The sequence below is a fragment of the Nocardia transvalensis NBRC 15921 genome, from assembly GCF_000308875.1.
GTDB classification, from domain to species: Bacteria; Actinomycetota; Actinomycetes; order Mycobacteriales; family Mycobacteriaceae; genus Nocardia; species Nocardia transvalensis.
The window spans coordinates 44,745-57,789 of record NZ_BAGL01000125.1; the positions used below are offsets into that span (position 1 = coordinate 44,745).

Sequence of the window (13,045 nt, forward strand, 5' to 3'; positions counted from 1 at the left end):
ATGACCGCAAGCACCACCAGTGTGCCCGCCGCCGAGACCGCCGGTGGCGGACGGCCGTTCGTCGTCGGCATCGGCGGCACGCTGCGCGCGGGCTCGTCCACCGAGCGCGCGCTGCGGCACTGCCTGGCGGCGGTCGAGCGCCGGGGCGGGCAGACCGCGCTGTTCTGCGGCGCCGACATCACCCTGCCCATGTACAACCCGCACGACCCCGACCGCACCCCGCAGGCGCTCGCGCTGATCGAGGCGCTGCGGCGCGCGGACGCCGTAGTGATTGGCTCACCCGGCTACCACGGCGGCATCTCCGGGCTGGTGAAGAACGCCCTGGACTACATCGAGGATCTGCGCGGCGATCCGACGGTATACCTGGACAACAAGCCGTGGGGCTGCATCACCTGCGCCTACGGCTGGCAGGCCGCGGTCGGCACCCTGGGCCAGCTGCGCGCCATCGGCCACGCCCTGCGCGCCTGGCCGACCCCGCTGGGCGTGGCGATCAATTCGGCCGAGTCGGTCTGGGATGCCGAGGGCCGATTGATCGACGACACCGTCGCCGCGCAGCTCGACATGCTCGCGACGCAGGTGCTGACCTTCGCCGGGGCGCGGCCGTGAGCGCACCGTATCCCCGGGATCGAATCGCCGCGGCGACGGCTGCCCTCTGTGACGGCGGGATCGTTCTGGTCGTCGCCGAGACCGGCGACGGATACCGTGGCGATCTGGTGGCCGCGGCCGAGCGGATCGGCGCGGACACGGTCAACGCCATGACGACCATCGGCTGTGGGCCGACCTATGTGGCCATGCCCTCCGTGGCGCTCGACGGGCTCGAGATACCGCCCGCGGATCCGACTGCCACCGGCCCGGCTCGCGCGCGGTTCCGGGTGTCGGTGGGGCTCGCGGGCGACGAAGGCCCCGGCATCCGAGCCTCGCATCGCGCGAAAACTGTTCGCGCGCTGGCGGATCCGTCCAGCACGCCGCGGGACTTCACGCGGCCGGGGCAGATCTTCCCGCTCGGTTGCGCGGCCGGGGGTGTGCTCGCGGTCCCCGCACCGCCGGAGGCCGCGGTCGATCTCGTCGAGCTGGCCGGGCTGTGGCCCGCCGGGGTGCTGTGCGAGGTCTGCGGGGCCGACGGCGAGCTGGCGCGGCTGGCTGAACTGTTGGAACTCGGTCGCCGCCATGGGATTCCGGTCGTATTGATCGAGGATCTGGTAGGTCATCGCAAGCGCGAGCTGTGCCGGGTGCGGGAGTGCGGCACCGCACGAATTCCATTGCCGATGGGGGAGTTTCGGGCGTTCGGCTTCACCGACGGCTTCGGTCGTGACCATATCGCGTTCGTGCACGGAGAACCCGCCACGAGTGCCGCGCCACTGGTGCGGGTACATATCGAGTGCCTGTTCGGCGACGCGCTAGGGTCCGCGCGTTGCGGCTGCGGGGCGAAGCTACGGTGCGCGCTGGAGCGGATCGCGCGGGCGGGTGACGGGGTGCTGGTCTACGTCCGGTCGCGGGAGAGCGGGGTGCGGATGCTGGCGCGGGTCCTGCCGGCCGGCTGGCAGACCAGCGCCGGCACGGCGCATCCCGTGGAGCACGGTGATCTGCACTCGGCCTTCGACATCGTGGAGCACCTGGGCCTGCGCGAGATCCGGCTGCTGTGCGACGGGGCCGAGGAGCCGTTCGTGCCGGATCAGGTGCGCATCGTCGAGCGGGTGCCGCTGTCGGCCGGAATCGGCAGTCCCGCACGGGATGCCGCGGGAATCGGGAGTGCGTCATGATCGCCGAACGCCGGACCCTGGTCGTGGACGGGGCGCGAACGAGTTACCTGGAGGCCGGGACCGGTGCGCCCGTCGTGCTGCTGCACGGCGGCGAATTCGGCGTCGGGGCCGAACTGGGCTGGGAGCACACCATCGATGCGCTGGCCCGGCGCTACCGCGTGCTGGCCCCGGATATGCTCGGCTTCGGCGAGTCCGCGAAGATCATCGACTTCACCGACGGCCGCGGGCTGCGGATCCGGCACATCGCGCGGTTCCTCGCCCTGCTCGGCGTCGAATCCGCCCATTTCGTCGGCAATTCGATGGGCGCGATCAACCTGCTGGTCGACGCGACCTCGGAGACGCCGCGGCTGCCGATGCGCAGCCTGGTGGCGATCTGCGGGGGCGGGGAGATCCAGAGCAACGAGCACATGCGGGCGCTCTACGACTACGACGCGACCTTCGAGGGGATGCGGCGCATCGTGGCGGCGTTGTTCTACGCGCGGTCGTACCCCGCCGACGAGGTCTACGTGCAGCGACGGTACGAGGCGAGTATCGCCCCGGGCGCGTGGGAGGCGTTGGCGGCTGCGCGTTTCCGACGGCCGGGAGCGGAGCCGCCACCGGGCCCGTCGAGCAAGCGCGCTTACGAACGCATCGCGGTGTCCTCCCTCATCGTCGAGGGGGCCCGCGACAAACTGCTGCCGGACGGCTGGGCCGAAGAGATCGCCGGGCAGATCGCGGATGCGCGCCACACGGTCGTCCCCGAGGCCGGCCACTGCCCGCAGATCGAGCAGCCGGACACCGTGAACCGACTGCTGCTCGAGTTCCTCGACGACGTCTCGAATCGAAAGGACGACACAGCATGAGCGACGAATTGGCCGGCAAGGTCGCCGTGGTCACCGGTGGCGCTTCCGGCATCGGCAGCGCGACGGTGGCGCGGTTCGTCGCCGCGGGCGCCCGGGTCGTCGTCGGCGACGTGGACGCCGAGCGCGGCGCGGAGTCGATCGCGGGTTACGGCGACGCGGCGGTGTTCCAGCAGACCGACGTCGCCGAGACCGAACAGGTCGAGAGGCTGGTCGCCCTCGCGATACAGCGCTTCGGCGGACTGCACGTCATGTGTAACAACGCGGGCGTGCCGGGCACGATGCATCCGAGCCTGCTCGTCGACGACCTCGCCGACTTCCACCGGGTGCTCGGGGTGAATCTCCTCGGCGTGATGGCGGGCACCAAATTCGCCGCGCGGCACATGGCGGACAACGGCGGCGGATCGATCGTCAACCTGTCCTCGATCGGCGGGGTGCAGGCCGGTGGGGGAGTGCAGACCTACCGGGCCTCCAAGGCCGCCGTCATCCACTTCACCAAGTCGGCGGCAATCGAGCTGGCGCAGTACGGCATTCGCGTCAATTGCATCGCCCCGGGCAACGTGCCCACTCCGTTCCTCGCGGCCTCGGCCACCACGATGTCGGCCGAACGCATCGAGCGCTTCACCCGGTCCGTGCGGGCGTCGATGAAGGAGGACCGACCACTGCCCCGCGAGGGCACGCCGGAGGACGTCGCGGAGGCCGTGCTGTACTTCGGCAGCGACCTCTCGGCGTATGTGACGGGGACGGTGCTGCCGGTGGACGGCGGCACGGTCGCGGGCAAGCCGCTCAAGCCCCGCCGGAAACCCGCGGAGCCGTCCGTGGCGGGTGCGCGATGACCCGGCACACGGATGTCCTGATCGTCGGCGCGTCGGTCTCCGGCCTGTCGACCGCGGAGGCGCTGCGCCGCAACGGGTTCGACGGAAAGATCACGCTGCTGGGCGCGGAGCCGCATCTGCCCTACGACCGGCCGCCGCTGTCCAAGCAGATCCTGTCCGGCGCGTGGCGGCCCGAGCGGACCCTGCTGCGGCCCCCGCGCATGCTGGCGGACCTGAATCTCGAGCTGCTGCTCGGGCGGCCCGCGACCGGACTGGACGTGGCCTCCCGCACCGTGCACACGGCCGCCGGGGCGATCACCGCCGAGACGATCGTGATCGCCACCGGCTCGACCCCGCGCACGCTGCCCGCGCCGCCGGGACTGCGCGGCCTGCACGTGCTGCGCACCCTCGACGACGCCCTGGCCCTGCGCGACGACCTGGCGGTCAGCGGGACCGTCGTGGTGGTCGGCGAAGGCGTCCTCGGGGCCGAGATCGCCGCCACCGCACGGCAATCCGGGCGCGAGGTCACGATGACGGGCCTGCTGCACGCGCCCATGGTGACGCAGCTCGGCGACCTGGCCGCCGGACGGCTGGCCGACCTGCACACCGGCAACGGCGTGCGGCTGCGGCTCGGCGTCGGGGTCGACGGTCTCACCGACCGCGGCGGAGAGGTCACCGGCGTCACCCTGGCGTCCGGCGAGACCCTGCCCGCCGATCTGGTCGTCGTCGCGATCGGGGCCGTCCCCGTCACCGACTGGCTGGCCGGGAGCGGGCTGACGCTGGAGAACGGCGTGGTCTGCGACGCGGAATGCCGTGCCGCCGAGGGGATCTACGCCGTCGGTGACGTCGCGCGGTGGCACGATCTCACCGCGGACGCGGCGATCCGACTCGAGAACCGCACCCACGCCGCCGAACAGGCGGGCGTGGTGGCGGCCAATATCACCGGCGCCGAGCGGCCCTACCGGCCGGTTCCCTACTTCTGGACGGATCAGTACACGACCAAGATCCAGGTGCACGGGACGATCACCCCCGACGCCGAAGCCGTTGTGGTGGACGGTGATCCGGCCACCGACCGATTCGTGATCCGGTACGAGCGAGCCGGGACCGCCACCGCGGTACTCGGCTGGAATATGCCCAAGCAGGCTCGGATGCAGCGTCAGCAGCTCGTGGACAGGCAGCGCCCGGCGACGCCCGCGCACGCCCCATAGGAAGGAGGTCCCGATGAAGGTGACCGTCGAGCAGGACAAATGCATCGCGGCCGGTCATTGCGTCATGCACGCGGCCGCGGTGTTCGACCAGCGTGACGAGGACGGTGTCGTCGTGCTGCTCGAGGAGAATCCGCCGGACGAACTCGCCGAGGACGTCCGCCAGGCGGCGACGATGTGCCCCGCCATGGCGATTCACGTCGAGGAATGACCCGACCCTGCGGTCCGCCCGCAGCCGATCACCAGGAGTGACCGTGTCCGAAACACTGACCGACGCCGCCGCGACCGCGGCGGTGCCCGAGTATCCGATGATCCGTTCCTCCGGCTGCCCCTTCGCGCCGCCGGAGGAGGCCATGCGCCTGGGACGGGAGAAGCCGCTGAACCGCGTGCGGATCTGGGACGGCAGCACGCCGTGGCTGGTCACCGGGTACGCCGAATTCAAGACGCTGATGTCGGATCCGCGCGTGAGCGTGGACGACCACCGCCCCGGATTCCCGCACTGGAACGAGGGTATGGCGGCCATCGTGGACAGCCGCCCCAAATCGCTGTTCACCACCGACGGCGAGGAACACAGCCGGTACCGCCGGATGCTCACCAAGCCGTTCACGTTCAAGCGGGTCGAGGCACTGCGCCCGGCCATCCAGCAGATCACCGACGAGCACATCGACCGGATCCTCGCCGGGCCCAAGCCCGCGGATCTCGTGACCGGACTGGCGCTTCCGGTGCCGACGCTGATGATCAGCGAGATGCTGGGCGTGCCGTACGAGGACCACGAGTTCTTCCAGAAGCACGCCTCCCTCAACGTCGACCGCTTCGCGACCAAGGAGCAGGCGGCCGAGGGCCGGTCGACGCTGGCCCGGTATCTCGTCGACCTGGTGAAGAAGAAGCTCGACGAGCCCGCCGAGGACCTGGTCTCCGATATCGCCGAGCGGGTGCGCGCCGGCGAGATCGATATGGGGGAGGCCGCGCAGCTGGGCACCGGCGTGCTCATCGCGGGCCACGAGACCAGCGCGAACATGATCTCCCTCGGAGCCCTTGCGCTGCTGGACAATCCGGAGCAGTTCGCGCTGCTGCGCGACACCGACGATCCGAAGATCGTCGCCAACGCGGTCGAGGAACTGATGCGGTACCTCAGCATCATCCAGAACGGCCAGCGCCGCGTCGCCGTCGACGATATCGAGATCGCGGGGGAGACCGTCCGGGCGGGCGACGGGCTGATCTTCGATCTCGCCCCGGCCAACTGGGATCAGCGGCAGTGGGAACGTCCGGACGAACTGGATCTGCGCCGCCCGGCCGGCGGGCAGCTCGGGTTCGGATTCGGCCCGCATCAGTGTGTCGGCCAGCAGCTGGCCCGCGCCGAACTGCAGATCGTCTTCCGGACCCTGGTGCGCCGCATTCCCACACTGCGACTGGCGATTCCGTTCGACGACGTCGAGTTCAAGCACGACCGGCTCGCCTTCGGCGTCTACGAGCTGCCCGTCACCTGGTAACGCCGCCCGACAGATCGCGCGTGAACATGAGCGTCGCGCTGTCGTCCACCCGGATCGTGGCTCCCGGTTCGACGGGCCGGTTGTCGTAGACGACGCCCCGCCCGTCGGGCAGGTAGCCGCGCCGGACGTAGAGCCGTTGCGCCGCACCGTAATCGGCGTACAGCCCGACGCCGAGCCCGACGGTGTGGCTGCGGCGCCGCGCGACGTCCTCGACCGCCTCCATGAGCCGGTTGCCGATCCCGAGCTCACGATGCTGCGGCAGCACGTTCAGATCGACGACCTCGGGTATCCCGCCGGCCCGGAAAGGCGCGTAGTTCGATGCCCACACCAGCGTGCAGTATCCGGCGAATCGTCGCCGCCGCTCCGCCACCACGCACACCCGCGCCCCCGCCTGCTGTTCGGCCAGGTATCCGAGAAACTGCTCGACCGGTTTGACCCACCCCACCCCGGCGAACTCGGCGGAGATCTCCGCCGGATCACCGGCATCCAACGGCCTGAGATCGACGTCGTCAGTCATCCTCGAATCATCGAACCCAGTCGCGCACCGGGGCAACCGTCGCCGCCGTAACCCCCCTTTGGGACATACCCCCACCCGGTGACCTGCGGGTCCGCGGCAGTCGCCCCGTTCGGTGATTACCGCTCGCCGCTCCAGGTGCGGCGGAGTTCGGTGAGGACGACGTCGAGGGCGGGGCCGCGGTGGCGGCGGGGGTGGGTTGCCACGTGGATATCGCACGGGGGGAGGTGGGGGCCGTCGAGGACGGTCAACTCGCCTGTGGCCGTTTCGGATTCGGCGCTGACCGCGGGAAGGGCGGTCCAGCCGAGGCCGACGGCCGCGCAGCGTTTGACGGCCTCGATGCTGCCGAAGCGGGAGCGGCGGCCGGAGGCGGGGCCCGCGGCGGTGAGGTGGGCGGCGACGTCGTCGCTGTAACCGCAGCCCTCCTCGATGAGCAGGGCGTCGCGGGCGGCGAGGTCGGACCACGTCACGCGACCCCCCGTTGAGGACGGATGATCCAGGAGGACAAGGGGTTCCGCCCCGACCCGCTCGACGGTCAGGTCGGTGACGGGAGCCTGCGGTTCCATCGTGAGGGCGAGATCGGCCGTGCCGCGGGCCACTGCGTCCAGTGCGTCGCCGACACCGCCCGGGCCCAGCCAGATCTGGACGTCGGGTTCGCGGGCCCGGACCGCGGCGACGACGGCCGGCAGCCGGTAGGTGCACAGCGATTCGGGGGCGACGATCCGCACGGTGCCGGAGGGGCGGGCGGTATCTCCCCGGGACAGGGCGCGCAGCCGATCCTCCGCCGCGAGCACGTCCTCCGCGTGCGTGACGAGCCGGGCGCCGAGATCGGTCACCACGACACCGGCGGGCAGCCGGTCCAGCAGGCGGCCGCCGAGCTGTCGCTCCAGCTTCTGCACGTGACCGGTCACCGTCGACTGGGTGAAGCCCAGGTCCGCGGCCGCCGCCGTGAAACTCCCCGAGTGCGCGACCGCGAGGAAGCTGCGCAGGAGTCGGGTATCCACCGGGACCAGCTCCTATCGCGCTTCGTGATGGCCTGCATCGAACTTCATCGTTGGACAGAATACCTCGTCCGCCTGAGTGTGGAGTGGTGCCAAGTGATGAGATCCCGGGCCTGTGCGGTCCGGACAGCGAGGTGGATGCGATGGCTACGGAGGCCGGCCGGACCGGGGTGGCGTGTGGCGGTGACGCCCGCGACGAGGAGACTCCCGCTCGGCGCTCGCGCGGATTCGTCGTACTGCTGGCGGTGACCTTTCTGGCATTCGTCGACTACGCGGCGCTGCTGCCGGTCGTGCCGCTGTGGTCGGCGTCCGGCGGGGCCGGGAGCGCGGCGGTGGGGGCGACGACCGGGGTCATGATGGCCGCCACCGTGGCGACGCAACTGGCCGCGCCCTGGCTGTTCCGGATGCTGTCGCTGCGGGCGATGGTGGCGATCGGGGCCGTGCTGCTCGGTGCGCCGACGCCGCTGTATCTCCTGTCCGCGGATCTCGCGCCGATCGTCGCGATCACGGTGGTGCGGGGCGTCGGATTCGCCTTCGTGGTCACCGCCGGCGCCACCCTCGTCGCCGAGCTGGCCGCGGGCGGCAAGCTGTCGTCGGCGGCCTCGCTGTATGGCACGGCCGCCGCGCTGCCCAATCTCGGCGCGCTCGCGGGCGGCGTATGGGCCGCTCGCACCTGGGGTTTCGGGCCGGTGTTCTGGGGTGCGGCGGTCGCGTGCCTCGGCGGTGCGGCGCTCGCGCTGCTGCTGCCCCGCGGGCATCGCGCGGCCTTCCGGCTCGGGGCGGTGGCCGAGGTGCGGCGGATCGCGGCGCCGGTCGCGCTGTTCCTGTCGACCGCCGCATCGTTCGGGGCGGCCACGACCTTCCTGCCGGTGGCGGTGCGATCGGCCGACGCGGCGTCCTGGGCGCTGCTCGCGGCCTCCGTCGCGCTGGTCGCCGCCCGGCTCGGCGCGGGCGCCGTGGGCGACCGCTACGGCGCGGGCAGGCTGCTGCCGATCGCCGTGCTGAGCTGCGCGGCCGGGTCGGCGCTGCTCGCCGCCGCCCTCTGGGGCGCACCCGCGCTGCTCCTCCCGGGCGCCCTCCTGCTGGGCGCGGGATTCGGCGCCTGCCAGAACGATTCGTTCGTGCTGACCGTGCGACTCCTCGGCGAGGGCCGCAGCGGCGCGGCGAGCACGATCTGGAATATCGCCTACGACGGCGGGCTGGGCCTCGGCGCCGCCGTACTCGGCGGGGTCATCGGCCGCGCCGGATACGCGGGCGCCTTCCTCGGCCTGGCGGCCGGCGTCGCCGCGTGGGCGATCGTGCTGGCTCAGCGCTCTCGCGAATAGCCCTGGCGTTCCCCATGTTCTGGTGTCCCTACGTTCGGACGTCTCCCATGTTCCCGGCGTGCTTTTGGCCGAGAACCCACCGCGGATCCCGGCCAAAAGCACGCCGGGAAATCATGAGAACTACACTCTCATAGATGGAGAAGAGCACTTGCGACAGAGAATTGGTGCATTTACACTAGGCCCTACCCCGATACCTCGATCTCGGCTGAAACTCGCCCGTGGAACCGAGGACTCTGTTGTTCTGCGAGAGGTGAATCTCTGTGACCACCAGCGCGGCCCGCGACGTCTACTACGACCCGTACGACGTCCAGCTCAATGCGGATCCCTACCCGATGTTCAAGCGGCTCCGTGACCAGCTGCCCATCTATTACAACGAGCAGCACGATTTCTACGCGCTCAGCCGCTTCGACGACGTCAACGAGGCGCTGCTCGACCACGGCACCTACAGCTCCGCCCGCGGCGCGATCCTCGAGCTGATCAAGGCCGACTTCCCGATGCCGCCCGGCGTGCTGATCTTCGAGGATCCGCCGGTGCACGACATCCACCGGAAACTGTTGTCGCGCATGTTCACCCCGCGCAAGATCCGCGCGCTCGAGGACAAGATCCGGGAGTTCTGCGCGCGCAGCCTGGACCCGCACGTGGGCACCGGCCGCCTGGACTTCATCGCCGATATCGGCGCGCAGATGCCGATGCGGACGATCGGCATGCTGCTGGGCATCCCGGAGGAGGACCAGGAGGCCATCCGGGACTTCGCCAACGACCAGATGCGCACCGAGGAGGGGAAGCCGATGAAGGCGGCCTCCGAGGGGCTCGCCACGGGTGACATCTTCGGCGCCTACATCGACTGGCGCGCCGAGCACCCCTCCGACGACATCATGACCGAGCTGCTGAACGTCGAGTTCGAGGACGAGACCGGCGCCGTGCGGCGGCTGACCCGCGACGAACTGCTCACCTACGTGAACGTGGTGTCCGGCGCCGGCAACGAGACCACCACGCGGCTGATCGGCTGGGCCGGAAAGGTTCTCGCCGAACATCCCGACCAGCGCCGCGAGCTGGTCGAGAATCCGAAGCTGATCCCGAACGCCGTCGAGGAACTACTCCGATTCGAGCCTCCCGCACCGCATGTGGCGCGCTACGTCACCCGGGATGTCGAGTATTACGGGCAGGCCGTGCCCGAGGGCAGCGTCATGATGCTGCTCGTCGGCGCGGCCAACCGCGACCACCGCCACTTCCCGCCCGACGGCGACGTCTTCGACATCCACCGCGACACCCGCCAGCACCTCACCTTCAGCGTCGGCACCCACTACTGCCTCGGCTCGGCCCTGGCACGCCTGGAGGGCCGCATCGCCCTGGAGGAGATCCTGGCCCGCTTCCCGGAGTGGGACGTCGACCTGTCGAACGCCAAACTGTCGCCCACCTCGACCGTCCGCGGTTGGGAAACACTGCCCGCTATTACTTCCTGAGGCGACGGGGGCCGGCCAGCGCTCTCGGACCACCGAAGTGGGGGAGCCCGAAATAGGAGAACAGCGCGGCGCCGACGATCAGAGTGGCCCCCGCCCCTCCCATGGCGCCGCGCAGCCCGAGTACCTGGCTCAGGACCGCTCCCGAACCCGCGCCGATCGGTAACGCGCCGAAGACGAAGGTTCGGTACCCGGCGTTCACGCTGCCCTGCAGAGTGGCAGGCGTGACCGACTGCCGATACGCGATCGCGTGCACGTTGAATATCGACAGGCCGAAGCCGTAGACGAACAATGCGGCGCCGATCACGATGTCCGCGGCCGAACCTGTCGGGATCGGGATGATCGCGAGTGCGATCACCGCCAGCCAGAAGGACCCGATCATCGCGGCATGCACACCGTAGCGTCGCCCGGCGACCCCGGCGGTCAGGGCACCGGCGAGAGCACCGGCGCCCGCCATCGTGAGTACCACGCCCACGAGCGTCGCCGAGAACCCCAGCGCGCGTACCGCGTAGACGAGAAAGACGGTCAGGATGAACTGCTCGAAGATGTTGAACCAGGTGGTGATCAACAGCAGCGCCCTGATCCCGCTCTCCCGGAAGCAGTATCGAATGCCGTGCCACACACCGGCGATCAGCGGTGTCGCCCCGGTCGCCGGCTCGGGCGCCGATTCGTACCCCGCGATGCGGCGAATCAGAATCGACGAAAACATATAGGACGCCACATCGGCGAGGATCGCGAACGGAGCGCTCAGCAGCTGAACCAGGAAGCCGCCGAGCGCGGGTCCCGCGGTCTCCGCGAACGATGTCGACATATTCACCCGCCCATTGGCCGCGACCAGCTGATCGGGTCGGGCGAGCCGCGGTATCGCGGTCAGCACCGCGATGTCGAATATCGCGGTGAGCGCCCCGACGATCGCCGCCACGACGTACAGAAGCGGCATGTTCACCGTCGACGCGCAATAGGCGGCGGGCACTGTCAGCAGAGCGATCGCCCGGAATACGTTGGCGGCGAACATGACCGGGAGCACCGGTCGAGAATCCAGCCAGGATCCCACCAGCGGAGTCAGCACGATGTTGGGTACCGTTCCGGCGACCGACAGCAGGGCGACCTGCCGAGTCGATGCCCCGGCGACACCGATGGCCGCGAGCGGTAACGCCAGGAGGGTCACCTGCGTACCGATCCACGAGACGGATTCACCCCACCAGAACGTCAGAAACGGCCGTTCGAGAGGAGGGCGACCTCGGGGAACGGGCCTGTCTCTCATGAAGCCCCCAGGAATTGGCAGACAGTTACTGTAGGGCAGCAAACCGATGGAGACCGTGGGAGAAGCGTTCCCAAGAGTGGGGGATCGACGTCCGCCGGCCGCTGGATACTGGGATAATCGTCGACAATGGAGGCCGATATGGAAGAGACGACAAGGATTTTCGGAACTGCGCGCGGAAGTGAGCTGGGCGCGGGCCCGTCGACTATCGAGGATCACCCCGGCCGCTCGTATTCGATTCCGACCGTAGCGACCGTTCCCGCCCGTACCTACTCGATTCGCTCACTTCGTCACCACGGATGACATCCGATCGGACCACGCGCCTCGACGCGCCGGGTCCGGATGCCATCGTCGTCCCGGCCGCTCGGCCGGGACGACGTGCGGCGGAACATATCCGCTTGGCGGAGACGTTGGGTTGCGCTCTCGTGGTGTTCTGCAGTCGTGAGATCACAGCCGGCGATATCGCCGGCCACTGCGCGGACGCCCGCGTCCCTGTCGTCGCCGTCGACTTCGACAGGGAATCGGCACTGCCCGGCACACCCGATTTCCGTACCTCGGAGCTGTTGGACGGCACGCCCTTCCGGCACGCTACCGATTTCAGCGCCAAGCGCAACGCGGCGATTCTGCTGAGTCATTACGCGGGCTGGGATCGGGTGTTCCTACTCGACGACGATACCGTTGTCGCCGAGGCGGACCATATTCGGACGGCCGCGGACCTGCTCGACGAGTACGCGGTGACCGGACTCGCCGTCGACGGATTTCCCGACACGTCCGTTGTCGGCCACGCGTATCGCCGTATCGGCGGGCCTCCGAAGAAATTCCTCTCCGGCGGAGCGCTCATGATGGCGCCGCGGCGCAGGAAGTCGTTCTTCCCGGAGATATACAACGATGAATGGCTGTACATGCTGGACTCCTCCGGTTTCGCCGCACTCGCCCTCACCGGCAGCGCAATTCAGGATGTATGCGACCCTTTCGACGATCCACGCAGGGCCTCGCGGGAAGAATTCGGTGAGGTGATAGCGCTCGGCTTGCACTTCGGTATTCGTGACGGCATTGCGCCACAGGAGCTCGACCAGGACCGCTGGGCCGCCTTCCTGTCCACCAGACATCGATTCCTCGACGATGTGCGACGGACGTATCAAGCGCGAGCGGAGGCGGACAGCGACCGCGATCGAATCCTCGCCTCGATCGAATCGGCACTGCACACCTTTTCGCTCATCACCCCGTCGTTCTGCGTGGCTTATGTCGACGCGTGGCTCCGGGATCGAGAGCGGTGGTCGACCTTCTTGGGTACGACACCGGGAAACCTGTCGACAGGAGACGCGGTTATGCGACTGGGCCTCCCCGCGGCGTTCGCAGGAATGTCGTGAGTGGT

General features: G+C 69.6%; 13 protein-coding genes. 10 read left to right on the forward strand and 3 right to left on the reverse strand.

The annotated features are described in order from the left end of the window. The 7 genes from ON41_RS34270 to ON41_RS34300 are packed head-to-tail and all read left to right on the forward strand — an operon-like array spanning window position 1 to window position 6,109. Window positions 1-606, forward strand: coding sequence for an NADPH-dependent FMN reductase (locus tag ON41_RS34270; protein ID WP_051163174.1), 606 nt, complete (start codon window positions 1-3; stop codon window positions 604-606). Beyond that, window positions 603-1,760 (forward strand): 3,4-dihydroxy-2-butanone-4-phosphate synthase, encoded by a 1,158-nt coding sequence (locus ON41_RS39505; protein ID WP_051163147.1) that lies wholly within the window; start codon window positions 603-605, stop codon window positions 1,758-1,760. The genes ON41_RS34270 and ON41_RS39505 overlap by 4 nt, the downstream gene beginning before the upstream one ends. Further along, entirely contained in the window at window positions 1,757-2,602 is an 846-nt protein-coding gene (locus tag ON41_RS34280; RefSeq protein ID WP_040752656.1) for an alpha/beta fold hydrolase, read from the forward strand. The genes ON41_RS39505 and ON41_RS34280 overlap by 4 nt, the downstream gene beginning before the upstream one ends. Further along, a complete protein-coding gene (locus ON41_RS34285; RefSeq protein WP_040752657.1) occupies window positions 2,599-3,435 on the forward strand; it encodes an SDR family NAD(P)-dependent oxidoreductase in 837 nt (278 codons plus the stop codon). Before ON41_RS34280 ends, ON41_RS34285 begins: the two co-directional genes overlap by 4 nt. Further along, window positions 3,432-4,622, forward strand: a complete 1,191-nt coding sequence (locus ON41_RS34290; RefSeq protein ID WP_051163149.1) for an NAD(P)/FAD-dependent oxidoreductase — start codon at window positions 3,432-3,434, stop codon at window positions 4,620-4,622. The genes ON41_RS34285 and ON41_RS34290 overlap by 4 nt, the downstream gene beginning before the upstream one ends. Window positions 4,623-4,635: 13 nt before the next feature. Continuing rightward, window positions 4,636-4,830 (forward strand): ferredoxin, encoded by a 195-nt coding sequence (locus tag ON41_RS34295; protein WP_040752659.1) that lies wholly within the window; start codon window positions 4,636-4,638, stop codon window positions 4,828-4,830. Between the two features lie 43 nt (window positions 4,831-4,873). After that, a complete protein-coding gene (locus ON41_RS34300) occupies window positions 4,874-6,109 on the forward strand; it encodes a cytochrome P450 (protein WP_040752815.1) in 1,236 nt (411 codons plus the stop codon). On the opposite strand, the gene ON41_RS34305 is transcribed toward ON41_RS34300, so the two are convergent. Next, on the reverse strand, window positions 6,099-6,626 hold the full coding sequence (locus ON41_RS34305) for a GNAT family N-acetyltransferase (RefSeq protein ID WP_040752660.1): 528 nt from the start codon (window positions 6,624-6,626) through the stop codon (window positions 6,099-6,101). The two genes, ON41_RS34300 and ON41_RS34305, sit on opposite strands and share 11 nt — an antisense overlap. 116 nt (window positions 6,627-6,742) lie before the next feature. Beyond that, window positions 6,743-7,627 carry a LysR family transcriptional regulator gene (locus ON41_RS34310; protein ID WP_040752661.1) on the reverse strand — a complete coding sequence of 295 codons (885 nt, stop codon included), beginning with the start codon at window positions 7,625-7,627 and terminating at the stop codon, window positions 6,743-6,745. A 140-nt stretch (window positions 7,628-7,767) separates the two neighbouring features. On the opposite strand from ON41_RS34310, the gene ON41_RS34315 reads away from it, so the two are divergent. After that, a complete protein-coding gene (locus tag ON41_RS34315; RefSeq protein WP_157185733.1) occupies window positions 7,768-8,949 on the forward strand; it encodes an MFS transporter in 1,182 nt (393 codons plus the stop codon). A 260-nt stretch (window positions 8,950-9,209) separates the two neighbouring features. Beyond that, entirely contained in the window at window positions 9,210-10,412 is a 1,203-nt protein-coding gene (locus tag ON41_RS34320; RefSeq protein ID WP_040752662.1) for a cytochrome P450, read from the forward strand. On the opposite strand, the gene ON41_RS34325 is transcribed toward ON41_RS34320, so the two are convergent. Continuing rightward, window positions 10,402-11,673 carry an MFS transporter gene (locus ON41_RS34325; protein ID WP_083905834.1) on the reverse strand — a complete coding sequence of 424 codons (1,272 nt, stop codon included), beginning with the start codon at window positions 11,671-11,673 and terminating at the stop codon, window positions 10,402-10,404. The two genes, ON41_RS34320 and ON41_RS34325, sit on opposite strands and share 11 nt — an antisense overlap. 296 nt (window positions 11,674-11,969) lie before the next feature. On the opposite strand from ON41_RS34325, the gene ON41_RS39510 reads away from it, so the two are divergent. Beyond that, a complete protein-coding gene (locus ON41_RS39510) occupies window positions 11,970-13,040 on the forward strand; it encodes a hypothetical protein (protein WP_051163153.1) in 1,071 nt (356 codons plus the stop codon). Window positions 13,041-13,045 lie beyond the last annotated feature (5 nt).

Coding starts and splice junctions, on each gene's coding strand:
- ON41_RS34270 (WP_051163174.1), top strand. CDS start 1: ATGACCGCAAGCACCACCAGTGTGCCCGCCGCCGAGACCGCCGGTGGC.
- ON41_RS34280 (WP_040752656.1), top strand. CDS start 1,757: ATGATCGCCGAACGCCGGACCCTGGTCGTGGACGGGGCGCGAACGAGT.
- ON41_RS34285 (WP_040752657.1), top strand. CDS start 2,599: ATGAGCGACGAATTGGCCGGCAAGGTCGCCGTGGTCACCGGTGGCGCT.
- ON41_RS34290 (WP_051163149.1), top strand. CDS start 3,432: ATGACCCGGCACACGGATGTCCTGATCGTCGGCGCGTCGGTCTCCGGC.
- ON41_RS34295 (WP_040752659.1), top strand. CDS start 4,636: ATGAAGGTGACCGTCGAGCAGGACAAATGCATCGCGGCCGGTCATTGC.
- ON41_RS34305 (WP_040752660.1), bottom strand. CDS start 6,626: ATGACTGACGACGTCGATCTCAGGCCGTTGGATGCCGGTGATCCGGCG.
- ON41_RS34315 (WP_157185733.1), top strand. CDS start 7,768: ATGGCTACGGAGGCCGGCCGGACCGGGGTGGCGTGTGGCGGTGACGCC.
- ON41_RS34325 (WP_083905834.1), bottom strand. CDS start 11,673: ATGAGAGACAGGCCCGTTCCCCGAGGTCGCCCTCCTCTCGAACGGCCG.
- ON41_RS39510 (WP_051163153.1), top strand. CDS start 11,970: ATGACATCCGATCGGACCACGCGCCTCGACGCGCCGGGTCCGGATGCC.